Below are 24,484 nucleotides of genomic sequence, written 5' to 3'. Positions count from 1 at the left end.
GCGGCCTCGGTCAACGTGAGCGCCTAAGCCGAACCGAGCCCATCTGGCGAAAAGCGTCTTCAACGCTTTTCGGAACGATCCCGTCACCTTGCCATTATCAGCACGAGGGCAGGCTCGGACCCGACCTTAGAGGTGGCCGGTGACTTTCGAGCGCCAACACGAACACGCCGGAGGAAGCGATGACTGGACGCAAAACCCACGATCAACAAATTCGCATCATTGAAGAGCGGGAAAACACAAAGAACGCCGGCAAGGATTTCGATTCAGAGGCGGATCTGAAACGATCAGCGGCGGAACGCGAAGCGCTGCGCAAGGGATCGGACATGAGAACCGACACACCGGACCTCGTCGATCCGGACGACCGCAACATCCTTCGCGGCAAAAATCAGGAAAGCGTCCATCACAAAAACCGTCCTGACGACTAGATGAGCACCGATCCTGGAACATTTCTCATAGATTGGAGGCAGCCCATGGCACGCGGGAGCAAGAAACACATCGGAGCAGGTTCGCAGGGAAAGGGTTCTGGGACAGGCGCCATGACCGTAACGCCAAAGGACAAGCTCGAAGAAAACAAGGTTCTGTCCAATCGCGACAAGGCACAGCATTCCAAAGAACGCGGTTTGGACTCCAGGCAGGTCGCGACAGAGCAGCATCAGGATCATGCCGCCAACCGTTTACGGGACTGACGCCCTGCTGGACGCCAGCCTCGGCGCGCCGCTAGCTTTTGATAAAATTGGCTCGGCGGCCTGATCCAGCTCTGCGTCCGGGGGAATCCACGCAACCACGTCGCTAGGCGGCGACCTCAAATACGATCCTGCCGCGCACATGCTCGTTTTCCAGCCGTTCTTCCGCCTCGGCGACCTCTCCAAGAGGGTAGGTGGCTTGCACGAAGGGGGTGACTTTGCCGGCCTCGATGAGGCGGCCGATCTCCACGCGCGCTCCGCCACTTTGCCTTTTCCGCCGAACATAAAGCGGCACGGTCCTAATCAACGCGGCGGTGCGATGCGGACTTCAAGACGCTTCGCAGATCGGCAGCGGCTGCGGCGGTGGTGCCGGGTGATCCTTCCTGTATTGGGCGATGATCGGCTCGAGGGTCTTTCGCGGCCAGAATTTAGGTGTGCCGATTTCCTTCAGGCAGGACGCGTTCCAGTAGGCGCCCGGCTGTGAATGGTTGGCTGCGACCGCGGCGATGTCGCGCGATTCCGGGTAGATATAGAGCGTCGTCGGATTGTCCTTGACCATGGTGATGATCTGCTGCGCATCCGCCGGCGACCAGCTGGTGCAGCCATTGCTGCGGCCGCCGGCATAGTCCACCAGTTTGCCGAACGGCACGAAGCCGTCATGGTCGGCATGCGAACTTTTCGGGTTTTTGCGCAGGCATAGGCCGTGCAGCACCTGGGCGGCATGGCCGCCGATCACCCGCTGCCTGGCATTCGCGGCCTCGCCTTCGCCGTCGAACTGGATGAAGGTGCGCTGGAAAACCGCGTCCTGTTTCGCAACGGTGCGGTAATAGCCCTTGAACGAGGTTTTTGCCTCGCGGGTGATATAGCCGCCGCCGGCCGTCAACGACGAATCCATCGCATTGCCGAAATTCTTCGCGCACCGCTTGCTGTTCGAAAAATCGACAACGCCTTTCAAATCCCGGCCGCTGCCATGACCCGACGAAATCGCGCGAAACGACTGGCTGGCTTCGCAGATGACGTAATAGCGGCGCCCCAGAACGCCATCGCCCAGATCGCTGGGGCGCGTCGCATCCATGGCGAAGTAGCAGGGGTTCTTGACTGCACCTTGCGCGACCTTCTTCCGGTAAAGCGCGCGGGCTCGTTCGAGGACAATTTGTGAGATCTGGCCGTCGCTGTTGCCGATGTGAGCCTGCAGCCAGGCCGGAACGTCAGATGGTGCGGCAAAGGATCGAGCCGACATCGTCAAGGCAATGGCGGCGACGAGGAGGCTGAGGATCGGGACGATACCCAGAGGGACGAATCTCAACCGCACCGGATCAACTCCTGCCAAAGCCGTTTCCTTGCGGTGTTGCCGCCGGGAATCGATCATAAAGGGTCTCGCATTATCAGGCGAAACACATCTTGTTTAGCGCACCCTTTGTTAACGCGTGCCCTCCGCAAGTCCGCACGAAGAGCCATGAAGGAGATCGACGCGCGCAAATGCTCCTACGCCGGGATGCTGGCTCGAGGCTTGCAGCGGGCTCCCCGCATCTTTGAATGTCTGCGATTTTCGATACGCAGGGATTGAGCTATCATCTGATTCTGGCGCAGCCCACGCCTCCTCCCTCCGCCGGGAAAGCATCGTTCATGCAGGGCACTCTCATCACCGAACCGACTGTTCGAGCGCCAGGCATAAGGAGGGATTGCGGAAACTGCTCGCACCAGGAGGTTTTGCAATGAAGCTGTCCGCGCCCGTTTACCATCTGAAGCGTCAAGCCAAGCTGTTGTCCCGCGAGGCCAAAATTCCGCTCCACGAAGCGCTTGATCGTGTTGCAGCACAGGAAGGCTTCGCCAGCTGGAGTCTGCTTGCAGCCAAGGCAGCCGAGGCGGCGCCTGCCGGCATACTGTTTGCGCAACTTGCGCCCGGCGATCTTGTTCTGGTGGGTGCACGACCCGGCCACGGCAAGACGCTGATGTGCCTCGAACTCGCGGTCGAAGCCATGAAATCAGGCCATCGCGGTGTGTTCTTCACGCTGGAGTATACGCAGCGGGATGTGCTGGGCCGGTTTCGCGCCATCGGGGCGGACCCTGCACGGTTCAACGACCGGTTCGTGTTCGACAATTCCGACGCCATCAGCGCCGACTACATCGTCAGAACGCTGGCGGCGGCGGCGCGCGGTACGCTGGTGGTCATAGACTATCTGCAACTGCTCGATCAGAAGCGGGAAAACCCGGACCTGATGGCGCAAGTCCGCACGCTGAAGGCCTTTGCCCGCGACAGGGGATTGATCCTCGTTTTCATCTCGCAGATCGATCGCTCATACGATCCGGCGAGGAAGCCGGTTCCCGATATCAGCGACGTGCGGTTACCAAACCCTCTGGACCTGTCGCTGTTCGACAAGACCTGCTTCCTGAACAAGGGCGAAATCCGGTTCCACGCGGCAGGCTGACGATCCGGTCAGCCAGCCTTCATTGGGCCGCTGCCGGTAGATTCAGAGGCTGTGCAACCGATGCCGAACTGTGCTGCGCGCGCAATGCTTCGGCCGCCTGGCGAACCACTTCGGATATAAGCAGCAGCTGTTTGGCGATCGGGCTTGTCTTGCGCCAGATCATGCCGATCGTCCGCGATGGTTGGGGATTGGCGAAGTGGGCGATAGAGACTGCCGCGGAGCGCGTCTCCACCGGCACGGCCATTTCGGGGATCAAGGTGACGCCGACGCCGGCGCCGACCATCTGCACCAGGGTCGACAGCGAGCTGCCGTCCAGCAACTCGCGCGGCCGTGCCGAATGCATGTTGCAGAACGACAGCGCCTGATCGCGAAAACAATGGCCCTCCTCGAGCAGGAGCAGCCGCATCTCGCGCAGCATTTCGCGGTTGGGCACCGGCTTTCCCTCATCCTCGCCGGGCCGGACCAGCACGAAGTTCTCGGCAAACAGCACGATTTCCGTCAGCGAGGGTTCCGACACCGGCAAGGCAACGATGGCCGCATCGAGCCGGCCGTCGGCCAGTTCCTGGATCAGCTTCTGCGTCTGCGTTTCGCGCACGTGGATATCGAGCCCGTCATGCATGCGGGCGAGGTTGCCGATGATGGCAGGCAGAAGATAGGGTGCGATCGTCGGGATCACGCCGATGCGCAACCGTCCCACCAGCCGGTCGCGCGAGGCGCGGGCCAGATCCGTCAGCTCGTCCACCGAGCGCAGGATGTCGCGGACGCGCAAGGCGAATTCCTCGCCGAAATTGGTCAGCCGGACCTGGCGTGGGCCTCTTTGGAAAAGCGCCGTGCCAAGCGTTTCCTCCAACTCCCGGATCTGCACCGAGATGGCGGGCTGCGAGATGGCGCAGGCATCCGCCGCGCGTCCGAAATGGTTGTGCCGCGCCAGTGCCTCGAAATAACGCAACTGCTTCAGCGTCAGGTTTGTCATAATGTCATCTTATCGCTGTAATCAGGAAATCCAACTTAAATTAATCAGACGGCTTTGCTATACGAGTCGCAACGAAGATGAGGAGCAGCCGGGACCGCCTGGTGAGGCGCATGCCCGCAGCAACAGGACATCCAACATATTCGGTCGCGTATCGGGCATATGGTCATCGCGCCAGCCATGAAACGGACCGCCTCCAGGGACATTTCTATGTCCCTGTCACGCAGCAGTTGAACAGCTCAACACAGCCACGATCGGAGAAGAACATGGACGCACAGACCGATGATCCCAGCGCCGGCAAATGCCCCGTTGCACACGGATCCTCCAGCAGGAGCAACCGTGACTGGTGGCCCAACCAACTCGATCTTGGCGTTCTCCATCAGCAATCGAACCTTTCGGATCCGATGGGCGAAGAGTTCGACTATGCCGAGGAATTCAAGTCGCTCGATCTCGATGCGGTGATCAAGGACCTGCACCAGGTGATGACGGATTCGCAGGATTGGTGGCCGGCCGACTTCGGCCATTACGGGCCGCTGTTCATCCGCATGGCCTGGCACAGTGCCGGCACCTACCGCATCGGCGATGGCCGTGGTGGCGCCGGGGCAGGCCAGCAGCGTTTCGCACCGCTCAACAGCTGGCCGGACAATGCCAATCTCGACAAGGCGCGCCGGCTGCTGTGGCCGGTCAAGCAGAAATATGGCCGCAAGATTTCCTGGGCCGACCTTCTGATCCTCACCGGCAACGTCGCGCTGGAATCGATGGGTTTCAAGACCTTCGGCTTCGCCGGCGGCCGCGCTGACGTCTGGGAGCCCGAGCAGGACGTCGACTGGGGTTCGGAAACCAAGTGGCTCGACGACAAGCGCTATTCCGGCGACCGTGAACTTCGCGGCCATCTCGGCGCCGTGCAGATGGGGCTGATCTACGTCAATCCGGAAGGGCCGAACGGCACGCCGGATCCGCTGGCCTCGGCCCGCGACATTCGCGAGACCTTCGCCCGCATGGCCATGAATGACGAGGAGACCGTGGCGCTGATCGCCGGTGGTCACACCTTCGGCAAGACGCACGGTGCCGGCGATGCGTCGTTGGTTGGCGCGGAGCCAGAGGGCTCGATCATCGAGGCGCAAGGCCTCGGCTGGTCGAGCAAGCATGCTTCCGGCATTGCCGGCGACGCCATCACCTCGGGCCTCGAAGTGACCTGGACCACGACGCCGACCAAGTGGAGCAATAATTTCTTCGACAATCTGTTCGGCTTCGACTGGGAACTGACCAAGAGCCCGGCCGGCGCCCATCAGTGGACGCCAAGGGGTGGCGCCGGGGCCGGCACCGTTCCGGATGCGCACGATCCGTCAAAGCGCCGCGCGCCGGCGATGCTGACCACCGATCTCGCGCTGCGGGTAGATCCTGCCTACGAAAAGGTGTCGCGGCGCTTCCACGAGCATCCGGAGCAATTCGCCGACGCCTTCGCCCGCGCCTGGTACAAGCTGACCCATCGCGACATGGGTCCGGTCGCCCGCTATCTCGGCCCGCTCGTGCCGAAGGAAGAGCTGATCTGGCAGGATCCGATCCCGGCCATCGACCACGAGCTGGTCAGCGAGCAGGACATCGCCTCGCTGAAGGCGAAGATCCTGGCATCGGGCCTTTCAGTCTCCGAATTGGTCTCGACTGCGTGGGCCTCGGCCTCGACGTTCCGCAATTCCGACAAGCGCGGTGGCGCCAACGGGGCACGTATCCGACTGGCGCCGCAGAAGGATTGGGACGTCAACCAGCCGGCGGAACTGTCGAAGGTGCTTGCCAAGCTCGAAGCCATTCAGAAGGAGTTCAACGCGGGCAGCAAGAAAGTCTCTCTTGCCGACCTGATTGTGCTTGGCGGCGTTGCCGCGGTCGAGAAAGCCGCGAAGGACGGAGGCCATGAGGTGAAGGTGCCGTTCACGCCAGGCCGCATGGACGCCTCGCAGGAGCAAACGGACGTGCATTCCTTTGCCGCGCTCGAGCCAAAGGTCGACGGCTTCCGCAATTACGTCAGGGGCAAGCAGCCGATGTCGGTCGAGGCCATGCTGGTCGACCGGGCGCAGTTGCTGGCGTTGACCGCGCCGGAATTGACGGTGCTGGTCGGCGGTCTGCGCGTGCTCGGCGCCAATACCGGCGGATCGAAGCACGGCGTGTTCACCGACAGGCCGGGCACTTTGACCAACGACTTCTTCGTCAATCTGCTCAGCATGAACACGGTCTGGGATCCGGCCGCCGGCTCTGTTCCGGGTTCGGAAGAGGTGTACGAGGCGCGCGACCGCAAGACCAAGGCGGTCAGGTGGACCGGCACCCGTGCCGATCTGATCTTCGGCTCGCACGCCCAGTTGCGTGCGCTTGCCGAGGTCTATGGCTCCGCGGATGCAAGCCAGAAATTCGCCAGGGATTTCGTGGCGGCATGGACAAAGGTGATGAACGCCGACCGCTTCGACATCGCCTGACTTCGCATAAGGGTACTCCCGCGCGCCTGCGCCGGAGCTCCAGTCCTCCCAAGGACATAAGATCGGGGCCGCGTTTCCAGCGATGGAAACGCGGCCTTGTCGTAAGAGGCTGCTCCTTGGTGGACCGTGCCTTGCCGGGCAATGCTGCTATTTATCGGCGTAGCGTCTCCGCCGATGCACCATGATCGAAATCGTCAAACCCGCGCTTGAACATCTGCCATCCTACAAGGTGGCGCTCGAGCGCGGCTGGTCACCGGACAATGTGCGGCTGATGGAAGCGACGCGCGAGCAGCTCGCGGCCATCGAAAAGGATCCCGTGGCCTTTCTTGCCGACCTCGACAATCCCCAGGCCAAGGGCGGCCCGATCAGCTTGCCCGACGGCAAAAAAGTGCCGCGCCTGCCGGGCTTCCGCCGCTGGATCTGGGATGGCGAGGCGTCGGGCTCGATCGGCTTTCGCTGGCAGAAGGGCACGGCGGGACTGCCGCCGCATGTGCTCGGCCATATCGGCTATTCGGTGGTGCCGTGGAAGCGGCGGCGCGGCTACGCCACCGAGGCGCTGCGGCTGATGCTGGACGAGGCGAGGGCGGTCGGCCTGGCTCACGTCGATATCACCGCCAAGCCGGGCAATCCGGCCTCGCACAAGGTGATCCTGGCCATGGCGGCAAGCTCGTCGAACGCTTCTTCGAGGACGCCGCCTATGGCGGGGCGGAAAGCTTGCGGTTCCGGATCGAGCTGTAGGATGTGTCTCAACCATGCTCATCGGCGCACAGCGCATGATCCGACAGCGCGCGGATGACGTAGCAGTCGCCGACCGTCTGGCCATTGCAGCACGTGGCGATGCGTTCGAGCTCGGCCTCGAGTCGCTTCAACTGGGCAATCTTTTCCCGCACCGAGATCAGTTGCTCCTCGGCGATCTTGTCGGCGTGGCCGCAGGGCTGCTCGGGGTGGCCGCTCAAGTCGATCAGGGAGCGGATGTCGTCGACGGCGAAGCCGAGGTCGCGGGCGTGGCGGATGAAGGCCAACCGCTCCAGCTCCTGCCTGGAATAGCGGCGCTGGTTGCCTTCCGAACGCTCGGGCGCGGCGACAAGGCCCATCTGCTCATAATAGCGGATTGTCGGCACCTTGACCCCGGTGCGACGCGAGAGATCACCGATCGAAAACATGAAATTTTCCCTTGAAGCTCTAGTGACTAGAGCAATTATAGTGCCTGACATCAGCATTCAAGACCCATGCGGCGACGCCGCGCGGGCAAGACAGGCAGGTAATGTGATGACGACGCCGCTCAAGCAGGAAACGATCGGGCAGACACGGTTCAAGATCGGCGGCATGGACTGCGCCTCCTGCGCGGCCAAGATCGATACGGCGGTGCGTCGTCTCGACGGCGTCGCCGATGTCTCGGTTTCGGTGACCGGCGCCAGCATGACGGTCAGCCACAGCGGTTGGCTCAACGACGACAAGGTGCTGCGGCAGGTGGCGCGGCTGGGCTACGGCATCGTCAAGGCGGAAGGCGGGGCCGATGGGCGTGCTTCAGTGGCCAAGGATCATGATCATGCTGATCATGATCACAGCGATGCGGCGCCGGGGCAGGCGTGGTGGCGCTCCCGCCGTGCTGTGCTGACGCTGGCCTGCGCGGCAGCGCTTCTCGCCGCCTACGGCATCGGCCATCTTCTTCCTGCGGCCGAGCGCTGGGTCTTCCTTGCCGCCCTGCTGGTCGGCCTGGTGCCGATCGCACGGCGAGCGCTGATGGCGGCATTGGCCGGCACGCCGTTCTCGATCGAGATGCTGATGACCATCGCGGCGATAGGCGCCGTGATGATCGGGGCTACGGAAGAAGCCGCCGCCGTGGTGGTGCTGTTCCTGATCGGTGAACTTCTGGAAGGTGTCGCAGCCGGCCGGGCGCGGGCGAGCATCCAGGGACTTGCCGATCTGGTGCCGAAGACGGCCTTGGTCGAACGCGCGAGCGGCACATCGGAAGTTCCTGCCGAACAGCTCGGCGTCGGCGACATCATCCTGGTGCGGCCGGGCGACCGCATTCCGGCCGATGGCGAGATCATCGAGGGGTCGAGCGAAATCGACGAGGCGCCGGTGACCGGCGAGAGCACGCCCAAGCGCAAGGGCACTGGAGAGCCCGTCTTCGCCGGTACCGTCAGCACCGACGGCGTGCTCAGGGTTCGCGTGACGGCTGCCGCGTCTGACAACACCATCGCTCGGGTCCTGCGGCTTGTGGAGGAGGCGCAGGAAGCCAAGGCGCCGACTGAACGCTTCATCGACCGCTTCTCAAGATACTACACCCCGGCGGTGCTGGCGGTCGGCGCGCTGGTTGCGCTGTTGCCGCCGCTGCTCATTGGCGGCGACTGGAACGAATGGATCTACAAGGGCCTGGCGATCCTGCTGATCGGTTGCCCCTGCGCGCTCGTCATCTCGACGCCGGCAGCAATCGCCGCTGGCCTTGCGACCGGCGCGCGGCGTGGCCTGTTGATGAAAGGTGGTGCGGTGCTGGAAGGGTTTGGCCGGATCACGGCGGTGGCCTTCGACAAGACAGGCACGCTGACCGCGGGCAGGCCCGTGGTGACCGACATCATGGCCTATGGCCGCGATGAACGCACCGTGCTGGCGCTGGCGGCAGCGCTCGAGCAGGGTTCCAGCCATCCGCTGGCCATGGCGATCCTCGACAGGGCCAAGGCTGATGGTGCGCCGGTGCCGCCGGCTCTGGCGGCGAAGGCGATCTCGGGCAAAGGTGTCGAGGGCAGCGTCGGTGGCGTCGCCGTCTTCCTCGGCTCCGGTCCGGCGGCGGGCGAACGCGCCGACATGACGCAAGTGCAGCGCCTTGCCGTCGACAGCCTCAACGGGCAGGGCAAGACCGTCTCGGTGCTGGTCGCCGACGGCGTGGTGGCAGGGCTGATCGCCATGCGTGACGAGCCGCGACCGGATGCGGCGGTCGGCATTGCGGCGCTGAAGGCCGAAGGCATCCGCACGATCATGCTGACCGGCGACAATCGCCGCACGGCGCAAGCCATTGCCGCTTCGCTCGGCATCGAGGCGCGGGCGGAGCTGTTGCCTCAGGACAAGCAGCGCATCATCGGCGAATTGCAGCGCGAAGGGCTGAAGGTCGCCAAGGTCGGCGATGGCATCAACGACGCACCGGCGCTCGCCGCCGCCGACATCGGTATCGCCATGGGCGGCGGCACCGATGTAGCGCTGGAGACCTCGGATGCGGCAATCCTGCATGGCCGCATCACGGACGTCGTGCGGATGGTGAGGCTGTCGCGGGCGGTGATGGCCAATATCAGCCAAAACATCAGTGTGGCGCTCGGGCTGAAAGCGGTGTTCCTGGTCACCACCATTCTAGGCATCACCGGCCTGTGGCCGGCGATCCTGGCCGACACCGGCGCCACCGTGCTGGTCACCGCCAACGCCATGCGCCTGCTGCGCTGGCGCGGGTGAAGTGTTTTGGTTGATCCGATCTTTTCGGAAAACCGGCGGCCACTTTTCCGGATCGTGGTCTATTCCGCCGGAGCCGTCAGCGGCGGCGTGGCGTTGCTGCGCCCTTCCCAGACATAAGATGCCAGTGCGACCGCGACGGCGACCAGCATGGCGATGGCGCCCAGCAGCGGCAGGCTACGGTAGCCATAGCCGCTGTTCAGCATCGCGGCGCCCAACGACGCGGCCAGCGCGATGCCGACATTGAAGCCGGACGGAATGAGCGACGAGGCGAGGTTCGAGGCGTCCGCCGTCCAGGCCAGGATGCGGGTCTGGATCGGTGTGCCGATGGCGAAGTTGAGGCCGCCCCAGACGACGATCGCCACAACCATCGGCAGGGGATAGGGGCTGACGGCGTAGATGACGGCCAGCGTCACCGCCTGCAGGGCCAGCATGGTGATCAATGACGGCATTAGCTTCCAGTCGGAGAGCTTGCCGCCGAGGAAGACTCCCAGGGTGGCACCGACGCCGTTGAGCAGCAGCACCCACGGCACCAGGTTCTCGTCGAGCCCGGTGACCTCCAGCAGTGTCGGGGTGATGTAGGTGAACAGGCCGAACTGGCCGATCATCAGCATCAACATCAGGATCAGCGAGGTCCAGACCTGCTGGCGGGCCAGCACACGGACCTCGCGGGCAAAACCGGCGGGCCTGACCGACGATCCGGTGGTGCGCGGCAACAGGGCTGCCATGGCAAGCGTTGCCGCCACGCCGAGCGCGCACATCACCCAGAAGGTGGCACGCCAGCCCCAGATGTTGCCGATCGCGGTGCCGGCCGGCACGCCGATGACGTTGGAGACGGTGAGGCCGGACAGGATGACGGCGACAGCCATGCCGCGCTGGTCCTCGCGCACGAGACCGACGGCGACGACCATGGCGACGCCGAAATAGGCGCCATGCGCGACCGCCACGGCAATGCGCAACAGTAGCATCGAGGTGAAGTCGGGCGCCAGCGCGCAAGCCGCCTGGCCGATGGTGAAGGCGATGGCGAGGCCGAGCAGCAGGCTTTTGCGTGACAGCGACTTGGTGGCGAGCGCCAGCAGCGGGCCGCCGATGGCGATGCCGCCGGCATAGCCGGAGACGAGGTAGCCGGCCGAGGGGACCGAAACGCCAAGACCTTGCGCCACCTGCGGCAGCACGCCGGCAATCACGAATTCGGTGGTGCCGAAGGCAAAAGCGGCAATGAACAGGGCTATAAGCGGAAGCGACATGGCAAGGCCTTAGCTGGAACGGCCTCAAACCACGGATGGGCTTTGCGGGCAATGAAGAAATTTTTGTCGCGAGTTTAGGTTTTCTTCAGTGAGCGAGGCGGTGAAGCGCCAATCTCCCTCCTTGTGGGGGAGATTGGCTGCTTCTCAGCTCGCCTTCAACCGCGACCCAGTGAGCAGACCGCGCTCTTCGAGCACCGGATAAGCCATCGAGGCCAGCAGCGAATTGATCTGCTTCAGGTCGCGGATGGTATCGAGATGAATCGAACTGGTCTCGACGCTTTTGGCGGTGCCGTCGCGCAGCCGCACGAAATGGCTGGCGCTGGTTTCCTTCTCGCGGTCACGCAGCTGGTCCTTTTCCAGCACCAACTGGCGGGCAGTCTCGGGATCGCGCGACACCAGCACATTGAAGGCAAGCCGCGCATTGGCCAGCACCGAGCCATGGAAGGCGCACAGCTCGGCCCAGCCCTCGTCGGTGAATTCCAACCCGCGCTCGAATTTCTTCTTCACATGCACCAGCATGTTGCGCACGATGATGTCGCCGACCTGCTCGAGCTTGACGCAGGCGCCGATCAGTTCCTGGCAGCGCAGCGCTTCGTCCTCGGTCAGCGGGTTCCTGGTCAACTTGGCGAGGTAGAGCTTGATCGCGGCGTGCTTGCGGTCGACGCGGTCGTCGAGTGCGGCCAGCGCCTTGATCTTGTCGGCATCGGCACTTTCATAGAGTTCGATGATGCGCTTGAGCATGATCTCGATCGTCTCGCAGACCCGCACCACCTCGCGGGTGGCATTGGCCAGCGCCTGGCTCGGCACGTCGAGCGCGCTTTCGTTGAGCGCGGACAGTTCGACGACGTCAAGCGAGGCGGCCGGCACCGGCTTGGTGCCAAGTGCGACGATCTTCTCCGAAGCGCGGTAGACGAACCCTGCCAGCGGCAGGCCGGCGAGCAGGATCAGCACGTTGAACAGGATGTGGGCATTGACGATCTGGTCCGCCGCCGTCGAACCGAGAAAGGCGAAGTGCGGCCTGAAGATCATGACCAGGATCAGCATGACAAGCGAGCCAAGCCCGCGCATCAGGAGGTTGCCGATCGGCACGACGCGCACTTCGGGGCTCGACGAGCGGGTCAGCATCGGCGCGATGATCGAGGAGCCGAGGTTGACGCCAAGGATGAGAACGACGCCGAGTTCGGGCGTGATCAGGCCGCGGCCTGCCAGCGTCGCCATCAACAGCACCGCCGCGATGCTCGATTGGAACAGCCAGGTGATCAGCGCCGCCAGCAGATAGGCGGTGATGGAATCGGTCGAGAAGTAGTTGATGATGACCGGCATGAGCTGGCTGTTGCGCAGCGGCTCAGACGCCTGGCCGATCATCTCCAGCGACAGGATCAAAAGGCCGATGCCGACCAGAATGCGGCCGGTCTGGCGCCAGTCGCGCCGCTCGGTGGCCATGAACATGACCGTGCCGGTGATCAGGCACAGCGGCACCAGCAAGGTGAGGTCGAAGGTCAGCAGCTTGACCACCAGCGCAGAGCCGATCTCGGCGCCGCGCACTGCCAATTGGCCCGCGGCGCCCGAGACGATGCCAGAGCCGGCGAAGGAGCCGACCAGCAGCGTGACGGCTGTGGAACTCTGCAGGGCGATGGCAAGGCCGGTGCCGGCCAGCACCGCCATGATCGGATTGCGCATGGTGGCGCGCAGGCGGTGGCGCAGCACGTCGCCATAGGCGCGTTCAACGCCGGTCTTCACCATGCGGGTGGCAAACAGCATCAGCGCCACGGCGCCGGCCAGATGCAGAAGGACGACGGACCCGCTCATTTCGCCCCCCGCATGCAAACAGGATGCGCGTCCTGTTTGGCGTGGCGATCAGAAGGGAAAACGAGGGTACGAATCATGTTCATGGCGGTGACTTATAATAACTCGAATATTTTAGCCGGATAATAAAATCTTGTCGATTTCAAGGGCCGTTGCAGCGCGACGGGCGGTGTCGGAAAATGGACGGACGCGCAAATGGTTGCATTGCGGGGCGGGCTCGAAGCAACGGATAGGCAGAGTTAGCAGCGCGACCGGCTCCTGCCTTTGCGATTATGTTCAGCTCTATTGGGTAAATAAAGGAAATCATTACACAATTGTAATGCAGGCGTTCAGCTTCGGTTCATCGGTGGCCCGCTATTCCTCTGGCATCGACAACCAAGGAGACTTCTTTTGAAACGCATTGTCCTTTCCGCACTCGCTTTCTCGATGCTGGCCGCTACGTCGCTCACCGGCCAAGCCGCACCGCTGAATGCACCGAACGCTCCGCAGTCGAATTACAGCCAGGTCGACTGGCAAAAGCCCACCAACAGGGATGTCAAGAAGCGCTTCGTCCAGAAGCGCGTCATCCATAAGAAGGTCATCGTGAAGCGCAACAACTGGCGCAACGGCCATAAATATTCAGGCTGGAGACAGCACCAGCCGATCCGCGACTATGGCCGCTACGGCCTGCATCGTCCCGGTCGCGGCCAGGAATGGATCCGCGTCGGCAACGACTATGTGTTGGTCGGTGTGCTCTCCGGCGTCATTTTCGGCGCGCTTGCCGCGCATTAATCGGTCCCCAGGCGGATATTGGAAAGAGGCGGCCCGCAACGGCCGCCTCTTTTGCCTGTGGAAACCGGGTATGGCCCGCATTAAGGGTCGTCGGATTTCGCGGGTATGATTATATAATCGGGAAACGAGTTCCCCGATGCGCTTTCCACCCGCCTTCCTCGACGAGATACGCGACCGCGTGCCGATTTCATCGGTTATCGGCCAGCGCGTCGCGTGGGACAGGAAGAAAACCAACGCGCCGCGCGGCGACTATTGGGCCTGTTGTCCGTTCCACGGCGAGAAGAGCCCATCCTTCCACTGCGAGGATAAAAAGGGCCGCTACCATTGTTTCGGCTGTGCGGTTTCGGGCGATCATTTCAAGTTCCTCACCGAACTCGACGGGATGAGCTTTCCCGAAGCGGTCGAAAAGATCGCCGATATGGCCGGCGTGCCGATGCCGGTTCGCGATGCGCAGGAGGAGCGGCGCGAAAAGGAACGCGCCAGCCTGACCGACGTCATGGAGATGGCGACCGCCTTCTTCCAGGAACGGCTGCAGGGGCCGGAAGGCGCCAAAGCCCGCGCCTATCTCAGAGACCGCGGGCTGACGCCGGCGACGCAGCAATCGTTCCGGCTCGGTTTTGCGCCCGACAGCCGCAATGCGCTGAAGGAGCATCTCGCCGCCAAGGGTGTGCCGAAGGCCGATATCGAGGCTTGCGGACTGGTGCGCCACGGCGACGACATTCCGGTTTCCTATGACTGGTTCCGTGACCGCATCATGTTCCCGATCCCGGATTCCAGGGGGAAGATCATCGCCTTTGGCGGCCGCGCGCTGCAGCCCGATGCGCTGGCCAAATACATGAACTCGCCTGACACCGAGCTCTTCCACAAGGGCAATGTGCTCTATAATTTCGCCCGCGCGCGCAAGGCATTGGCCAAGGGCGGCACGGTCATCGCCGTCGAAGGCTATATGGACGTCATCGCACTGGCGCAGGCCGGCTTCGAGAACGTCGTGGCGCCGCTCGGCACCGCGCTTACCGAGAACCAGCTCGAACTGCTCTGGCGCATGGCGCCGGAGCCGATGCTGTGCTTCGACGGCGACAAGGCCGGGCTGAAGGCAGCGTGGCGGGCCGCCGACATGGCGCTGCCGTCTGTGCAGGCCGGGCGCTCGGCGCGCTTCGCGCTGCTGCCGGAAGGCAAGGATCCCGATGATCTGGTCAAGGCCGAAGGACCGGATGCGTTTCGTCGCGTTCTGGCCGAGGCGCGGCCGCTGGTCGACCTTTTATGGATGCGTGAGACGGCGGGCGGCGTCTTCGATACGCCGGAGCGGCGGGCCGAGCTCGAGAAGACGCTGCGCGAACTGACCAGCCGCATCCGCGACGAAAGCCTGCGCTACCACTACCAGCAGGAGATGCGCGAGCGTGTGCTGAGCTTCTTCGGCTCGCAGCGCGGCACCAGGCAAAATCGGCAAGACTGGAAACAGGGCCAAGGCAAGACGGCCGCGCCCGGCGGGCAGTTCGCCAAGGCCGGCAGCGGCCGCATGGCGATCACCGAAAGCCTCGGCCAGTCGGCTTTGGTCAAACGCGGCGGCGAAGGGATGTCGGTGCGCGAGGCGACGATCATCGTCGCATTGGTCAACCATCCGGCGCTGATCGACGAGAATTTCGCTCATATCGAGTTCCTCGATCTCGCCAACTCCGATCTGAGGCGGCTGCATGGAGCGATTCTCGACGCGATGGCGCACGACATGGCCAATGACCGGCAGGCGGTGATTGCGACGATCGAACGCGCCGGCTGCGCCGAGATCTGGGAGCGGGCCGTCGGGCTGATCCGGCGGATGCGGCAATGGCCGGCGCTGGAGACCGCCGCCCTTGAAGATGCCCGCGATGCTTTCAGCCAGGCGCTGCACTTGCAGCGCAGCGCGCGCACCTTACATAAGGAGCTGAAACAGGCGGAAGCGGCGCTCGCCACCGATCCCACAGACGAAAACTATCGGCATCTGATCGAAATTCAGGCGCAATTTCAGGATGTGCAGGCTACGGAAGCGCTGATCGAAGGGTTTGGCGTCTCCTCGGGCAGGGCTGGGCGAGCTTAGTTGGAAGCGAGTGAATTGAGAAAGCGTCGTTGCGCGTCCAAATGGCGCGTAACGGGCTAAGTCGGGTAATTGATTCGCTTTTTTCATGCGAATCATGCGAGAGGCGCTTGACCTTCTGGCAGATTGGCGGAATCAGGACGATTCGAAACGTTAACCCGAACCCGCGTCACGGGAAAACAAGCGATGTGAGGTACTGGTCACTGGACAGGCAGCCCGCCTGCCACAGATATCAGGGTTAATCTGGACTTAATGCATGTCGCCCAAAAGGGGAAACCCGATTTGGGCAACGACATACACCAAACGAAACGAGTTGATGCAGTTACTGGCCCGGTGAAGCGCGTTTCATAAGCGAGCGCATCCGATTTGACTGGTCCGACAGCTTACGCGGCTTTGAAGTTCGGCCGCTAGGAGAAGATAAAGACTATGGCGACAAAGGAAAAGGAAGAGGTCGAAACCGAACGCGAAGGCGCCACCGATGGCCCTCTGCTCGACCTTTCCGATGATGCTGTCAAGAAGATGATCAAGGCCGCCAAGAAGCGCGGCTATGTCACCATGGACGAGCTGAATTCGGTGCTGCCCTCAGAGGAAGTGACCTCCGAGCAGATCGAGGACACGATGGCGATGCTGTCCGACATGGGCATCAACGTGGTCGAGGACGACGAGCAGGGCGAGGAGCCCGAGGCCACCGACACCGCGGCCGATGCCGAGGAAGACGCCAACGAGTTGGCTGAGCAGACCGGCACCGCGGTCGCCGCCACCACCACCAAGAAAGAACCGACCGATCGCACCGACGATCCGGTGCGCATGTATCTGCGCGAGATGGGCTCGGTGGAGCTTTTGTCGCGCGAGGGCGAAATTGCCATCGCCAAGCGCATCGAGGCCGGCCGCGAGACGATGATCGCGGGTCTGTGCGAAAGCCCGCTGACCTTCCAGGCCATCATCATCTGGCGCGACGAACTCAACGAATCCAAGATCCTGCTGCGCGAGATCATCGATCTCGAAGCCACCTATGCCGGCCCCGAGGCCAAGCAGGCGCCGGTGGTCGAGCGCGTCGAGGAAGCCAAGGTCGAGGACAAGCCGCGCCGTTCGCGCGACGACGAAGACGACATCACCAATGTCGGCGCCGATACGCGTGGGCTGACGGATGACGACGACGAAGACGAGGACGAAGCGAGCCTGTCGCTGGCCGCGATGGAAGCCGAACTCCGCCCGCAGGTGATGGAGACGCTCGACGTTATCGCCGACACCTACAAAAAGCTGCGCAAGCTGCAGGACCAGCAGGTCGAGAACAGGCTCGCCGCTGCGGGCACGCTGTCGCCCAGCCAGGACCGCCGGCTGAAGGAGCTCAAGGACCAGCTGATCAAGGCGGTGAAGTCGCTGTCGCTCAACACGGCGCGCATCGAGGCGCTGGTCGAGCAGCTCTACGACATCAACAAGCGCCTGGTGCAGAACGAAGGCAAGCTGCTCAGGCTGGCCGAAAGCTACGGCGTGCGCCGCGAAGAGTTCCTGAAGGAATATCAGGGTTCCGAGCTCGACCCGAACTGGACGCGCTCGATCGGCAATCTGACATCGCGCGGCTGGAAGGAATTCACCAAGAACGAGAAGGATGCGATCAAGGACCTGCGCGCCGAGATCCAGAACCTCGCCACCGAAACCGCGATCTCGATCCTGGAATTCCGCAAGATCGTCAATCAGGTGCAGAAGGGCGAGCGCGAAGCGGCGATCGCCAAGAAGGAAATGGTCGAGGCCAACCTGCGCCTCGTCATCTCCATCGCCAAGAAGTACACCAATCGCGGCCTGCAGTTCCTCGACCTGATCCAGGAAGGCAATATCGGCCTGATGAAGGCGGTCGATAAGTTCGAATACCGCCGCGGCTACAAGTTCTCGACCTACGCGACATGGTGGATCCGACAGGCGATCACGCGTTCGATTGCCGATCAGGCGCGTACCATCCGCATTCCGGTGCACATGATCGAGACGATCAACAAGATCGTGCGCACCTCGCGCCAGATGCTGCACGAGATCGGCCGCGAGCCGACGCCGGAAGAACTGGCCGAAAAGCTTGCCATGCCGCTCGAAAAGGTGCGCAAGGTCTTGAAGATCGCCAAGGAGCCGATCTCGCTCGAAACGCCGGTCGGCGACGAGGAGGATTCGCATCTGGGCGATTTCATCGAGGACAAGATGGCGATCCTGCCGATCGACGCGGCGATCCAGGCCAATCTGCGCGAGACCACCACGCGCGTGCTGGCCTCGCTGACGCCGCGCGAGGAGCGCGTGCTCAGAATGCGCTTCGGTATCGGCATGAACACCGACCACACGCTGGAAGAAGTCGGCCAGCAGTTCTCTGTTACCCGCGAGCGCATTCGTCAGATCGAAGCCAAGGCGCTGCGCAAGCTCAAGCACCCGAGCAGGTCGCGCAAGCTGCGCAGCTTCCTGGATAGCTGAGACTTACCGATGCAAAGAGTTCAAGGGCGCCGATGGCGCCCTTTTTTGTTGCGGGACGCACTCTTGCGCTGCAGGCCCTTCAGGAGGATAATTTCCGTGTCGGATGCATTTTCTGGGCGACAACCCGGATGCCCGCCCCGGCGAAGCCGCCGTGCTCCGTGGCCCCGGAGGGAGGTGTGCCATGACAAGCTACATCGTGCTGATGAACTGGACGGAGCAGGGTGCCAGGAACGTACGCGAGTCACCGAAGCGGCTCGACGCCGCCAGGAAGCAACTGGGAGACATGGGCGGATCGTTCAAGGCGTTCTACCTGACCATGGGCGAATACGATATGGTGGCTGTGGTCGAAGCCCCCGACGACGCGGTGCTGGCGCGCTTCTCGCTGATGCTGGCGGCAGCGGGCAATGTCAGGACGCGGACGCTGAAGGCCTTTCCCGAATTAGCCTACCGCGAGATCATCACCTCGCTCGGGTGAAGGAATCGGCAGGGTTTCTCGAAGTCGCTGGTTGGTGCCGGCCTGGTGGCGCTTTGCCGCAAGACGGGGCGCTTCGCCGTGATAGAATGCGGCCGGGGAGATCGCGATGAAGAAGGTTTCGATATTGGTCGCCAGCTTTGCCGCTTTGTCGTCGCTGCCGTTTTCCGTCGGCGCCAGTGCGCAAAAACCGGTCGGCATGGCCAATCCGGCATCAGTCCATTGTGGCGAGATCGGCGGGCGCCTGGTGATCAGGAAGGACAAGGCCGGTAATGAATATGGATTCTGCGGCTTGCCCAATGGACGCCTTTGCGAGGAGTGGGCGCTGTTTCGCGACAACAAGTGCATCGGGCCAAAGGCGGCCATGCGCCGCAAGTGACACACTTGCCATGATAGGGTGAGGTCATGTCCGAACCGCATTCCCATTCGCATCTGTGGCCCGGCGTGCCACTCGCGCTTGGCTCGGCCGTCCTGTTCGGGGCGACGCCGCCGCTCAGCAAGCTGCTGCTCAATGGCGTCAATCCCTTCATGCTGGCCGGGCTGCTCTATCTCGGTGCCGGTCTCGGGCTGGCTCTGTACCGCCTGCTTCGGGGCAGGCAGGCCGCGGCCGGGGAGGCGCAACTGACCGCTGGGGATATTCCCTGGCTGGCGCTGGCGATCGGCATGGGCGGCATCATCGCGCCGGTGCTGCTGATGTTCGGCTTGACCCTCAACACGGCGTCCAGTTCGGCGCTGCTGCTCAACCTGGAAGGGCTGGCGACGATGGCGATCGCCTGGCTCGTCTATCGCGAGAATGTCGACCGGCGCCTGCTTTTCGGCGCGTTCGCCATTCTGGCGGGCGCCGTTCTTCTGTCGTGGCAAGGTGAGGGCGTCGCCTTCAACCGTGGCGCCCTGCTGGTGGCGGGGGCTTGTCTGGCCTGGGGGATCGACAACAATTTCACGCGCAGGATCTCCGCCACCGACCCGGTGGTGATCGCCATGCTCAAAGGGCTGGTGGCGGGTGTCGTCAATGTCGGGCTGGCGCTTGCCGGCGGTGCTTTGTTTCCCCCGGGGTCGGTCATTGCAGCGACCGCGGCAGTCGGTTTCTTCGGCATTGGGGTCAGCCTGGTGATGTTCATCGTGGCGCTGCGTCATCTGGGTACCGCCCGGACAGGGGCCTATTACTCGCTCGCTCCCTTCATCGGCGCGCTGCTGGCAATCGCCATCCTGGGTGACGCCGTCACGCTCAAGCTTGCGGCCGCCGGACTTCTGATGGGTGTTGGCCTGTGGCTGCATCTGTCGGAGCGCCATGAGCATGAGCACGACCATGAGGAACTGGAGCATGAGCACAGCCATGTGCATGACGAACACCACCAGCACCATCATGACGGGCCGGTAAGCGAGCCGCATTCTCATTGGCACCGGCATGCCCCAATGCGACACCGGCATCCGCATTATCCCGACCTGCACCACAGGCATGGCCACGGATAAATGCTGACCGTCTGGTACAACACGCGCTGCCCGGTCTGCGATGCCGGCATAAGCAGGCAGAAGCGGCGGCTGATCGAAGCGGTCAAGGCCGGGCGGATCGAGTTCCGAGACATCAATTTTGAACCGGCAGCGCTTGCCGGGCATGGCGCGTCGCTTGAGGATATCCGCCGCCGGCTGCACGCCACCGACGTGGCGGGCAGGCTGCTGGTCGGCGCCGACGTTGCCATCGCCGTGTGGAAGGTCACGCCGGGCGAGGGCTGGCTGGCGATGGTGTTCGGCAATCCGGTTGTCTTGCCGCTGACACGCTTTGCCTATGATCGTTTCGCCGACCTTCTCTATGCCTGGAACCGGCGCAAGGGTCGCTGGTAGCGCTTCGTGATTAATGACCAGAAGCGCAAAGGTCCGGAGGACATCTCCGGACCTTTTTTCGTGCGAGTTATCGGCTGGCCGGCTCGCAGAGCGCGCCGACGATGCGGCGTACCACCGGCAGCACCAGCAGCAGCGTCGGAAACGCCACCAGCCAGGACAGCCCCCAGGCGGTCAGCCAGATGGACGGCAGCTCGGGGTGGAAGCCAAGGCTTTTCAACGTCGAGATGAACGAGACGATGAAGGTCATCAACAGCGACAGCACCAGCGGGCTAAGAACAGCGGCATAGCGCGCAGGCAGCTTCCTGCGCTGATGTCTTGCAGTCATTTTGAGAGTTCCCTGAAGTATCCGGTCCGTCGCTTTTGGCATCCATTCGCCGGTGACCGGCAAAATTGCCCGGAAAGACCGGGGTTGGATGCGTTGCTTGACGTCAGACGCTTACGGAGCAGCCGAGGCGCTCGCGGGCCTTCTAGCGGTACGTTCCGGTGAAAGCAAGCCTCTGGCGCCGCATTCAGATACATCGTAAGATATATCTTGACTCTCCCGATTGGCTCGCATAATTAAGATATATCGTAAGATACAACTCAAGGAGCAATCAATGCACAAACATTTTGGGAACAATCATTTCGGCGAGCGCATGTTCATGCACATGGCCGGCAAATTCGGCGGCAAATTTGGTGGCAGAGGGGGCGGCGGTTTTGGCCCGTTCGGGCACGGCGGTCGCGGTGGCGGGCGGGGCGGCCCGGGCGACATGTTCCGCGCCGGGCGCATGCTGGCCGACGGCGACCTCAAGCTGATCACGCTGTCGCTGCTGGCCGAGGCCCCGCGCCACGGCTACGACATCATCAAGGCCTTGGAAGAGCGCACCAGCGGCATCTACAGCCCGAGCCCGGGCGTGGTCTACCCGACGCTGACCTTCCTGGAAGAGGCCGGCTATGCCGCCTCCGCCGCCGACGGCAACAAGAAGGTGTTTTCGATCACCGAAGCTGGCCAGGCGCATCTCGCCGACAACCGCGAGATGATCGATGGCGTGCTCGACCATCTCGAGCGCTTCGGCCGCAAAATGGCCAAGGCGCGCGACTGGTTCGGCTGGAACGACGAGAGCGAAGAGGGCGGGCGTCGTGGCGGCCGGGGTGGCCGCGGGGATCGTTCGGAAGCGCGGGACGAATTCCGCGCAGTCCGCCACCGGCTGCGCGCGGCGCTGGGTGACTTCGTCGACGCCCCGGCCGACAAGCAGGCCGAGGCGATCGCCATCCTCGAAGCCGCCGCCGAGGCCCTGGAAGCGCTGTCGCACAAGTAAGCTCGTCCAGCCGACCGGACGCAGCCCTTGCCCGCTGGGCCAAGGACCGATAGTGAAATTCATCCCGCGTCACTCTACATGGTGCGGGATGAATGCTGTTGGAGGAAGCCCGATGTCTTTTCTGAAGCGTCTTTTCGGCGGTGGCGCCAGCGGAGCCGAAACGGCTGGGCCAACGAGCGCAGCGCCGGCCAAGCAGGTCGAGCACAAGGGCTTCCTGATCAGCGCCACGCCCTACAAGGCGGATGGCCAGTACCAGACGTGCGGCGTCGTCTCCAAGGAGATCGACGGCGTGGTGAAGGAACACAAATTCATCCGCGCCGACCGCTTCGCCGGGCTCGACGACGCCGTCGACATCTCGATCAAGAAGGGCATCCAACTGGTCGACGAGCAGGGCGACCGGATTTTTGGGTAGATCACCGCCAGCAGGTCACTGCCTAACCATGCGGGCCTTTGCGCCACGATGGACCTCTCGGTCCGGGTTGACGTACGACCGCCGGCGATCAACTCGTCCTGGTGGGATCAATCGTCATCAGGCGGGTCCTGGCCTCGATCAGATGCCTTCTCGCGGCCCTTATCCGGCCGCACAATGCCAAGTTAAGAGCGACGCCGCCTTCCTCGTCCAGCAAGTCATTCGCGCGCTTCAGAGAGCGCTCGGCTCTCCTTATGCGCAGTCTGGCGTTGGCCGCTTCGATGCTGTGAATTTCAATCATTGTGCCGCGTCCTTTGCGGTTCCGGTCCCTTCATGGACTAAACCGCCGCTGATCCTATTGGTTCCGGCGCTGTGATTATGGCTGCGGTTTCGGCTATTTCGTTGTGGTGTTGAATTCACGGTTTGCCGCATAATCGATAACGAAGGTGCCCTCGGGAGCGCGAACGCCTTGCCTCACATTTGAGATGGTCACCGTCGTGGTAAGTCCCTTCTCGTCGGTGAGGCTCCATCTGCGCAGATCGAGCGATTTTCTGTCGAACACCATGGAGATGTTCGAATTGCCGAAAGCCGATCTGTCGGCCAGCTTGACGGTTACTTGAGCGCCGTCTTCTCTGATGCTTTTGACGCGACTGCCGGAGAAGTCGACCTTGTTGTCGAGCAGCAGCTTAAGCGGCGTCTTCGAGAGAGCATAAAGCCGCGATGTCTTCAGTCTCCTGTTATAAACCACCAGGGATTTGCCATCCGCGATCACGCTGACGCCAGATTGGCCTGCATAGTTGAACCGGATCTTGCCTGGGCGTTGGAGAAAAAACCTGCCGTGTTTTCTTTCCGCTTTCGGGCCTGATTGCACGAAATCCCCTGACATGGATTTCACCGATGAGAAGTGATCGGCAACCGTCTTTGCTTCAACCGGCGCGGCCGAAGCCCCGGCATTCACCGCGGCAACGCCGATAACGGCACACAAGAAACCCAGCAGCTTTTTGATCCGATAGGCCATTCGATTAACCCCCAGCAAACGCGTGATCGAAGGAGATCACGCGTTGAGATCAGTAGCCGTTCGGGCACCGCGCGACGTAAACCCGGCCGTACCGATCGCGATATCTGCACTGGCCGGCTTCGCTGGCGTGGCCGATGACGGCCCCTGCTATCGCACCAACCGCACCGCCAACAACCGCCCCTTCCACAGGGTCTCCGGCCACCGCGGCGCCTACGGCCGCGCCACCCAAGCCGCCGACGGCGGCGCCTTGTTCGGTACGGGAGCACGCCGAGAGCGGAATGAGCAGGCTCAAAATGAGCAGCGTCTTTTTCATTGGTTCTCTCCTGGGGCTACTATTAGCCAAAGCTTAAATGCTCAAGAGAGCTTTTCGATCCATCGACCGTTGCCTGCCATTCAAGCCTGGCCGTGGCGGAGCCACGCGCCTTCGGCTCAAATGCCTGCGATCGCCAAAAGCCAGGCCAGGATGTCGAGCAGCAGAAACAGCAGCGCAATCTGCAGCGCCACCCGCAGCCGCTGGATAATTCGCCAGTTGCCGGCCATGTCCGCCTTGATGCGAAGGGCAAGCGCGCGGCGCATGGCCGACATCGTCGTCGGCCTGTCGCCGTCGACATATTGATCAAGCAGCTCTTCCGGATCGAAGCGGAATGTATATTGGTGGTAGGGCCAAAGCATGAAGACGATCAACCCGCCGATGCCGAACAGCAGGGCCACCGCGGTCCAGTCCCAGAGCCCAAGCCCATTGGAAAGGGCCGCACCGCCGAGCAATGAGTTTGCGAATGCGGTGGCAAAGACAAGGCTGCCGGCGCGGGTGCTCATGTTCTCCACAAGGGTCTGCTGTTGCGTGAGACCTCTCACCGCCTCCTGATAAATGAATGCAAGACGCGGATCGTCGTCGGCAACAGCGCTTGCGGCAATTCTGTTGCTTTCGCTTCCACTCGGATGTTCCGCCATCAGGGTGTCCTCTCTGGCGTGGACTGGATGCGCGAGCTCAGTCGAGATCCCACGGTGCAAATGTTGTCCGTGGACTGCCCCGCGCAAGGGGGGGAACGGATGAAACAGGGGACAGGATCCGTGGCGAACCGAACGGGCCAGGCTGATTGCGCGCCTGGCCAGCAAGGTT

Annotated in this window: 25 protein-coding genes and 1 pseudogene; 15 read left to right on the top strand and 11 right to left on the bottom strand. The window is 62.8% G+C overall.

Annotated features, from left to right (window positions below):
* Positions 1-179 precede the first annotated feature (179 nt).
* Both NKI69_RS31175 and NKI69_RS31170 read left to right on the top strand, forming a co-directional pair.
* Positions 180-425, top strand: a complete 246-nt coding sequence (locus NKI69_RS31175; RefSeq protein ID WP_023809680.1) for a hypothetical protein — start codon at positions 180-182, stop codon at positions 423-425.
* 111 nt (positions 426-536) lie between these two features.
* Entirely contained in the window at positions 537-686 is a 150-nt protein-coding gene (locus NKI69_RS31170) for a hypothetical protein (RefSeq protein ID WP_245273118.1), read from the top strand.
* Between the two features lie 103 nt (positions 687-789).
* Here NKI69_RS31170 and NKI69_RS31165 read toward each other — a convergent pair whose 3' ends face one another.
* The gene (locus tag NKI69_RS31165) at positions 790-933 is read right to left on the bottom strand and encodes a zinc-binding dehydrogenase (protein WP_023809679.1); all 144 of its coding nucleotides are present in this window, start codon (positions 931-933) and stop codon (positions 790-792) included.
* Positions 934-1,011: 78 nt separating this feature from the next.
* Positions 1,012-1,995, bottom strand: coding sequence for a hypothetical protein (locus tag NKI69_RS31160; protein ID WP_023809678.1), 984 nt, complete (start codon positions 1,993-1,995; stop codon positions 1,012-1,014).
* 403 nt (positions 1,996-2,398) lie between these two features.
* Between NKI69_RS31160 and NKI69_RS31155 the strand changes: the two genes are divergently transcribed.
* A complete protein-coding gene (locus NKI69_RS31155) occupies positions 2,399-3,112 on the top strand; it encodes a DNA helicase (RefSeq protein WP_023809677.1) in 714 nt (237 codons plus the stop codon).
* Between the two features lie 19 nt (positions 3,113-3,131).
* Here the strand turns inward: NKI69_RS31155 and NKI69_RS31150 are convergent, their stop codons facing one another.
* On the bottom strand, positions 3,132-4,085 hold the full coding sequence (locus NKI69_RS31150; RefSeq protein ID WP_023809676.1) for a hydrogen peroxide-inducible genes activator: 954 nt from the start codon (positions 4,083-4,085) through the stop codon (positions 3,132-3,134).
* A gap of 263 nt (positions 4,086-4,348) precedes the next feature.
* On the opposite strand from NKI69_RS31150, the gene katG reads away from it, so the two are divergent.
* Together katG and NKI69_RS31140 are read left to right on the top strand one after the other, a co-directional pair.
* Positions 4,349-6,547 carry a catalase/peroxidase HPI gene (katG, locus tag NKI69_RS31145; RefSeq protein ID WP_023809675.1) on the top strand — a complete coding sequence of 733 codons (2,199 nt, stop codon included), beginning with the start codon at positions 4,349-4,351 and terminating at the stop codon, positions 6,545-6,547.
* A gap of 181 nt (positions 6,548-6,728) precedes the next feature.
* Positions 6,729-7,285: pseudogene (locus NKI69_RS31140) on the top strand (GNAT family N-acetyltransferase).
* Positions 7,286-7,293: 8 nt separating this feature from the next.
* Here the strand turns inward: NKI69_RS31140 and NKI69_RS31135 are convergent.
* Complete coding sequence (locus tag NKI69_RS31135; RefSeq protein ID WP_023809674.1) at positions 7,294-7,710, bottom strand: MerR family transcriptional regulator; 417 nt, start codon at positions 7,708-7,710, stop codon at positions 7,294-7,296.
* A gap of 106 nt (positions 7,711-7,816) precedes the next feature.
* Between NKI69_RS31135 and NKI69_RS31130 the strand changes: the two genes are divergently transcribed.
* The gene (locus NKI69_RS31130) at positions 7,817-9,991 is read left to right on the top strand and encodes a heavy metal translocating P-type ATPase (RefSeq protein WP_352723227.1); all 2,175 of its coding nucleotides are present in this window, start codon (positions 7,817-7,819) and stop codon (positions 9,989-9,991) included.
* Positions 9,992-10,050: 59 nt separating this feature from the next.
* On the opposite strand, the gene NKI69_RS31125 is transcribed toward NKI69_RS31130, so the two are convergent.
* Positions 10,051-11,235: an MFS transporter gene (locus NKI69_RS31125; RefSeq protein WP_023809672.1), complete on the bottom strand. Its 1,185-nt coding sequence runs from the start codon at positions 11,233-11,235 to the stop codon at positions 10,051-10,053.
* A gap of 144 nt (positions 11,236-11,379) precedes the next feature.
* The gene (locus tag NKI69_RS31120; RefSeq protein WP_023809671.1) at positions 11,380-13,044 is read right to left on the bottom strand and encodes a Na/Pi cotransporter family protein; all 1,665 of its coding nucleotides are present in this window, start codon (positions 13,042-13,044) and stop codon (positions 11,380-11,382) included.
* Positions 13,045-13,431: 387 nt separating this feature from the next.
* On the opposite strand from NKI69_RS31120, the gene NKI69_RS31115 reads away from it, so the two are divergent.
* The 7 genes from NKI69_RS31115 (at position 13,432) to NKI69_RS31085 (ending at position 20,639) form a co-directional block, all read left to right on the top strand.
* Positions 13,432-13,812 carry an RcnB family protein gene (locus NKI69_RS31115; protein WP_023809670.1) on the top strand — a complete coding sequence of 127 codons (381 nt, stop codon included), beginning with the start codon at positions 13,432-13,434 and terminating at the stop codon, positions 13,810-13,812.
* A gap of 136 nt (positions 13,813-13,948) precedes the next feature.
* A complete protein-coding gene (gene dnaG / locus NKI69_RS31110; RefSeq protein ID WP_023809669.1) occupies positions 13,949-15,883 on the top strand; it encodes a DNA primase in 1,935 nt (644 codons plus the stop codon).
* Positions 15,884-16,306: 423 nt separating this feature from the next.
* Positions 16,307-18,328 carry an RNA polymerase sigma factor RpoD gene (gene rpoD / locus NKI69_RS31105; RefSeq protein ID WP_023809668.1) on the top strand — a complete coding sequence of 674 codons (2,022 nt, stop codon included), beginning with the start codon at positions 16,307-16,309 and terminating at the stop codon, positions 18,326-18,328.
* Between the two features lie 181 nt (positions 18,329-18,509).
* Entirely contained in the window at positions 18,510-18,803 is a 294-nt protein-coding gene (locus NKI69_RS31100; protein WP_023809667.1) for a GYD domain-containing protein, read from the top strand.
* 106 nt (positions 18,804-18,909) lie between these two features.
* Positions 18,910-19,179, top strand: coding sequence for a putative hemolysin (locus NKI69_RS31095; protein ID WP_023809666.1), 270 nt, complete (start codon positions 18,910-18,912; stop codon positions 19,177-19,179).
* A gap of 26 nt (positions 19,180-19,205) precedes the next feature.
* Positions 19,206-20,270, top strand: a complete 1,065-nt coding sequence (locus NKI69_RS31090; protein WP_031212677.1) for a DMT family transporter — start codon at positions 19,206-19,208, stop codon at positions 20,268-20,270.
* Entirely contained in the window at positions 20,271-20,639 is a 369-nt protein-coding gene (locus NKI69_RS31085; RefSeq protein WP_023809664.1) for a thiol-disulfide oxidoreductase DCC family protein, read from the top strand. It begins immediately after the preceding gene.
* A gap of 67 nt (positions 20,640-20,706) precedes the next feature.
* Here NKI69_RS31085 and NKI69_RS31080 read toward each other — a convergent pair whose 3' ends face one another.
* Positions 20,707-20,964: a DUF2798 domain-containing protein gene (locus NKI69_RS31080; RefSeq protein ID WP_023809663.1), complete on the bottom strand. Its 258-nt coding sequence runs from the start codon at positions 20,962-20,964 to the stop codon at positions 20,707-20,709.
* 271 nt (positions 20,965-21,235) lie between these two features.
* On the opposite strand from NKI69_RS31080, the gene NKI69_RS31075 reads away from it, so the two are divergent.
* Positions 21,236-21,937, top strand: a complete 702-nt coding sequence (locus NKI69_RS31075) for a PadR family transcriptional regulator (protein ID WP_023809662.1) — start codon at positions 21,236-21,238, stop codon at positions 21,935-21,937.
* Between the two features lie 112 nt (positions 21,938-22,049).
* A complete protein-coding gene (locus NKI69_RS31070; RefSeq protein ID WP_127268097.1) occupies positions 22,050-22,349 on the top strand; it encodes an HlyU family transcriptional regulator in 300 nt (99 codons plus the stop codon).
* Between the two features lie 88 nt (positions 22,350-22,437).
* On the opposite strand, the gene NKI69_RS31065 is transcribed toward NKI69_RS31070, so the two are convergent.
* The 4 genes from NKI69_RS31065 to NKI69_RS31050 all read right to left on the bottom strand — a co-directional run bounded on the left by NKI69_RS31065 (position 22,438) and on the right by NKI69_RS31050 (position 24,480).
* Positions 22,438-22,647 (bottom strand): hypothetical protein, encoded by a 210-nt coding sequence (locus NKI69_RS31065; RefSeq protein ID WP_023809661.1) that lies wholly within the window; start codon positions 22,645-22,647, stop codon positions 22,438-22,440.
* A gap of 93 nt (positions 22,648-22,740) precedes the next feature.
* A complete protein-coding gene (locus tag NKI69_RS31060; protein ID WP_023809660.1) occupies positions 22,741-23,364 on the bottom strand; it encodes an outer-membrane lipoprotein carrier protein LolA in 624 nt (207 codons plus the stop codon).
* Between the two features lie 49 nt (positions 23,365-23,413).
* Positions 23,414-23,677, bottom strand: coding sequence for a YMGG-like glycine zipper-containing protein (locus tag NKI69_RS31055; protein ID WP_127297410.1), 264 nt, complete (start codon positions 23,675-23,677; stop codon positions 23,414-23,416).
* 116 nt (positions 23,678-23,793) lie between these two features.
* The gene (locus tag NKI69_RS31050; RefSeq protein WP_352613118.1) at positions 23,794-24,480 is read right to left on the bottom strand and encodes a hypothetical protein; all 687 of its coding nucleotides are present in this window, start codon (positions 24,478-24,480) and stop codon (positions 23,794-23,796) included.
* Between the last annotated feature and the right edge of the window lie 4 nt (positions 24,481-24,484).

The sequence above is a fragment of the Mesorhizobium sp. M0491 genome, assembly GCF_040321265.1.
In the GTDB taxonomy this organism is placed as follows: domain Bacteria; phylum Pseudomonadota; class Alphaproteobacteria; order Rhizobiales; family Rhizobiaceae; genus Mesorhizobium.
The sequence above is the reverse complement of the archived record's forward strand: the minus strand, read 5'-3'. Positions and strand labels throughout refer to the sequence as shown.

What these genes read in the sequence shown, in the direction of transcription:
- NKI69_RS31125 (WP_023809672.1), bottom strand. Translation starts at nt 11,235, where the DNA reads ATGTCGCTTCCGCTTATAGCCCTGTTCATTGCCGCTTTTGCCTTCGGC.
- NKI69_RS31130 (WP_352723227.1), top strand. Translation starts at nt 7,817, where the DNA reads ATGACGACGCCGCTCAAGCAGGAAACGATCGGGCAGACACGGTTCAAG.
- NKI69_RS31120 (WP_023809671.1), bottom strand. Translation starts at nt 13,044, where the DNA reads ATGAGCGGGTCCGTCGTCCTTCTGCATCTGGCCGGCGCCGTGGCGCTG.
- NKI69_RS31090 (WP_031212677.1), top strand. Translation starts at nt 19,206, where the DNA reads ATGTCCGAACCGCATTCCCATTCGCATCTGTGGCCCGGCGTGCCACTC.
- NKI69_RS31150 (WP_023809676.1), bottom strand. Translation starts at nt 4,085, where the DNA reads ATGACAAACCTGACGCTGAAGCAGTTGCGTTATTTCGAGGCACTGGCG.
- NKI69_RS31100 (WP_023809667.1), top strand. Translation starts at nt 18,510, where the DNA reads ATGACAAGCTACATCGTGCTGATGAACTGGACGGAGCAGGGTGCCAGG.
- NKI69_RS31155 (WP_023809677.1), top strand. Translation starts at nt 2,399, where the DNA reads ATGAAGCTGTCCGCGCCCGTTTACCATCTGAAGCGTCAAGCCAAGCTG.
- NKI69_RS31055 (WP_127297410.1), bottom strand. Translation starts at nt 23,677, where the DNA reads ATGAAAAAGACGCTGCTCATTTTGAGCCTGCTCATTCCGCTCTCGGCG.
- NKI69_RS31065 (WP_023809661.1), bottom strand. Translation starts at nt 22,647, where the DNA reads ATGATTGAAATTCACAGCATCGAAGCGGCCAACGCCAGACTGCGCATA.
- NKI69_RS31170 (WP_245273118.1), top strand. Translation starts at nt 537, where the DNA reads ATGACCGTAACGCCAAAGGACAAGCTCGAAGAAAACAAGGTTCTGTCC.
- NKI69_RS31075 (WP_023809662.1), top strand. Translation starts at nt 21,236, where the DNA reads ATGCACAAACATTTTGGGAACAATCATTTCGGCGAGCGCATGTTCATG.
- NKI69_RS31095 (WP_023809666.1), top strand. Translation starts at nt 18,910, where the DNA reads ATGAAGAAGGTTTCGATATTGGTCGCCAGCTTTGCCGCTTTGTCGTCG.
- NKI69_RS31175 (WP_023809680.1), top strand. Translation starts at nt 180, where the DNA reads ATGACTGGACGCAAAACCCACGATCAACAAATTCGCATCATTGAAGAG.
- katG (WP_023809675.1), top strand. Translation starts at nt 4,349, where the DNA reads ATGGACGCACAGACCGATGATCCCAGCGCCGGCAAATGCCCCGTTGCA.
- dnaG (WP_023809669.1), top strand. Translation starts at nt 13,949, where the DNA reads ATGCGCTTTCCACCCGCCTTCCTCGACGAGATACGCGACCGCGTGCCG.
- NKI69_RS31070 (WP_127268097.1), top strand. Translation starts at nt 22,050, where the DNA reads ATGTCTTTTCTGAAGCGTCTTTTCGGCGGTGGCGCCAGCGGAGCCGAA.
- NKI69_RS31080 (WP_023809663.1), bottom strand. Translation starts at nt 20,964, where the DNA reads ATGACTGCAAGACATCAGCGCAGGAAGCTGCCTGCGCGCTATGCCGCT.
- rpoD (WP_023809668.1), top strand. Translation starts at nt 16,307, where the DNA reads ATGGCGACAAAGGAAAAGGAAGAGGTCGAAACCGAACGCGAAGGCGCC.
- NKI69_RS31085 (WP_023809664.1), top strand. Translation starts at nt 20,271, where the DNA reads ATGCTGACCGTCTGGTACAACACGCGCTGCCCGGTCTGCGATGCCGGC.
- NKI69_RS31060 (WP_023809660.1), bottom strand. Translation starts at nt 23,364, where the DNA reads ATGGCCTATCGGATCAAAAAGCTGCTGGGTTTCTTGTGTGCCGTTATC.
- NKI69_RS31135 (WP_023809674.1), bottom strand. Translation starts at nt 7,710, where the DNA reads ATGTTTTCGATCGGTGATCTCTCGCGTCGCACCGGGGTCAAGGTGCCG.